2 protein-coding genes and 3 tRNA genes are annotated in these 2,228 nt (G+C 39.5%); 1 reads left to right on the top strand and 4 read right to left on the bottom strand.

The window, feature by feature from the left end; genetic code table 11:
* Positions 1-171: 171 nt before the first annotated feature.
* The 4 genes from B5J94_RS13705 to B5J94_RS13720 all read right to left on the bottom strand — a co-directional run bounded on the left by B5J94_RS13705 (position 172) and on the right by B5J94_RS13720 (position 916).
* Positions 172-247 (bottom strand) — tRNA-His (locus tag B5J94_RS13705).
* A gap of 33 nt (positions 248-280) precedes the next feature.
* A tRNA-Arg gene (locus B5J94_RS13710) sits at positions 281-357 on the bottom strand.
* 43 nt (positions 358-400) lie between these two features.
* Positions 401-477, bottom strand: a tRNA-Pro gene (locus tag B5J94_RS13715).
* Positions 478-610: 133 nt separating this feature from the next.
* Positions 611-916 (bottom strand): rhodanese-like domain-containing protein, encoded by a 306-nt coding sequence (locus tag B5J94_RS13720; RefSeq protein WP_062501722.1) that lies wholly within the window; start codon positions 914-916, stop codon positions 611-613.
* Between the two features lie 231 nt (positions 917-1,147).
* Between B5J94_RS13720 and B5J94_RS13725 the strand changes: the two genes are divergently transcribed.
* On the top strand, positions 1,148-2,179 hold the full coding sequence (locus B5J94_RS13725; protein WP_062501693.1) for an Lnb N-terminal periplasmic domain-containing protein: 1,032 nt from the start codon (positions 1,148-1,150) through the stop codon (positions 2,177-2,179).
* Positions 2,180-2,228 lie beyond the last annotated feature (49 nt).

Raw genomic sequence — 2,228 nt, forward strand, 5'->3', positions numbered from 1 at the left:
GTCATGGGTAGGCATGGCTCGCCATGAACGGTTTTCTTTAATTTGGGGTTTTGTAGGAAGTCTAATATGCAAACGTAGGGATGTGCTGAGCACTTCCTTTTTGTTGGATGGATGTGGATAAAAAATAAAAGACGAGATGTAAAAAACCACCCAATAGGGTGGTTTTGAATATGGGGTGAGTAATGGGACTTGAACCCACGACAACCGGAATCACAATCCGGGGCTCTACCAACTGAGCTATACCCACCATAATGAGATGTGCCATTCATAATCAGGCAAATGGCGCGCCTGGCAGGATTCGAACCTGCGACCACCCGCTTAGAAGGCGGATGCTCTATCCAACTGAGCTACAGGCGCTCAACTTGCAATACTAACAAAAAAAGCCTAAACAGGCTTTAAATGGTCGGGGCGGAGGGATTTGAACCCCCGACCCTCTGCTCCCAAAGCAGATGCGCTACCAAGCTGCGCTACGCCCCGATTTACCAATTTGCGATGTATCATCGCTGTTAGTGGTGCGTATTATAGCGTAAATTTGGGTGGTGTCAATCATTTATTTTAAAAAATTTCAAAAAAATTTTTAAGTTGTTGATTTTTAATTATTTTTAATCAATCAGTTTTCGATAAGTGTCCAGCCCAACGCCTTTGCCCCACGAGTACCGCCTGTCAGATGGATATAGGTACGGCTTGGGTCAAGGCTCTCTAACAGCTCACACGCACGCCCTGCCTTTGTGCCACCACCGCACAGCACATACACATCGCCCACGCTTTGGGCGAGTGTCTCGGCATTGATATGCTCAATTGGCACATTGATGGCATGGGCGATATGACCTGACCTATAACTGTCAGCATCTCGCACGTCCCAAATGGTTAGGTTGTCATTGGGGGCAAACTCGGCGATGTCTTGGGTTTTTATCATAAGAACTTCCAATCAAAAATAAGTGCAAGTTTAGCAAATTTGGGGTATGATAGCAATATCTGCTTTTTTAGTATTTTAATAATAAATCTCTTTCCAAACTAAAAATAAACCCTTGTAAGTATTAGGGTTGAAGTTTTTAAAAATCTACAAAAATCAGGGTTTGGAAAGAAGTCTAATATCACTTAATTTACTATTCGCCACAGACTTTATAACAAGTGTTAAGGACAAACCATGACTAAGCTTTTTGTTTTATATGCGTTTATGATTATTTTATTGGCGATATGGGCGTGTTTGGTATTATGGGTGCATATGCCTTTGGGGAGATTGACTTATATTGTTATTGGTTTTATTTTATTATTATCCGTCATTGCAATTATGCCCGATAGTTATATTGTCAAATCTGCCAATCAGCTTATTATTGATAAATTAAGTTATTATTCTGTACGCATTTTTGGATTGGTTGTTGGTATTGTGTTTGCTTGGTTTTTTAGCATGAAACCCAGCAATGACAGAATATGGCAAGATGAATTTCGTCATCAATTTACTTATACCCAAAACAATAATATTATCACAATACACAACGTGCGTGATTTTGATTGGCATGGTGACACTTATACCGAGCGTTGGGATACTCGCACTTATAATCTCAATCACTTATCAAGCCTTGATATGATTAGCACGACATGGGGCATGGACAGTATCGCTCACATCATGGTGTCGTTTGGCTTTGATGATGGGATGGGTAATATTGACAGGCTTGTGTTTTCGGTAGAAACTCGTAAAGAGATTGGTGAAGAGTTTTCAACGATTGGCGGATTTTTTAGACTGTATGATTTATCCATCATTGCAGGGGATGAGCGAGATTTGATTTATACACGTACCAATATCAGAGATGAGCGGGTGTCTGTTTATCCTGTTTTGTATGATAAAGACAAAATGAGAAATCTGTTTTTAACTTATTTGGATTATGGTCATCATTTAAATGATAAGCCCAAATTTTATCATTCGTTATTTAGTAACTGTACTACGGTTATTTATAAAATGGTAAGTCAGATTGATGATGTACCGATGGATTATCGCATTATCGTTTCGGGCAGATTGGCGGATTATTTATACGATAAAGGGGCGATTGACAATAAGCATGAGTTGACCGTTTGGAAAAATAATGCGCTTGCCAATCCCAAAGTGGTTCATTTGGGCAATCGTGGTAATATTTCATCACAAGAATATTCGGCGTTGATTAGAAAAGATTTGCCACATTGATTTTAAGTTATCATTAGACTTCCTGCAAGACCCCAAATTAAAGAAAACC

It is taken from the genome of Moraxella lacunata (assembly GCF_002027545.1).
Taxonomy (GTDB): Bacteria; Pseudomonadota; Gammaproteobacteria; order Pseudomonadales; family Moraxellaceae; genus Moraxella; species Moraxella lacunata.

Coding starts and splice junctions, on each gene's coding strand:
- B5J94_RS13720 (WP_062501722.1), bottom strand. CDS start 916: ATGATAAAAACCCAAGACATCGCCGAGTTTGCCCCCAATGACAACCTA.
- B5J94_RS13725 (WP_062501693.1), top strand. CDS start 1,148: ATGACTAAGCTTTTTGTTTTATATGCGTTTATGATTATTTTATTGGCG.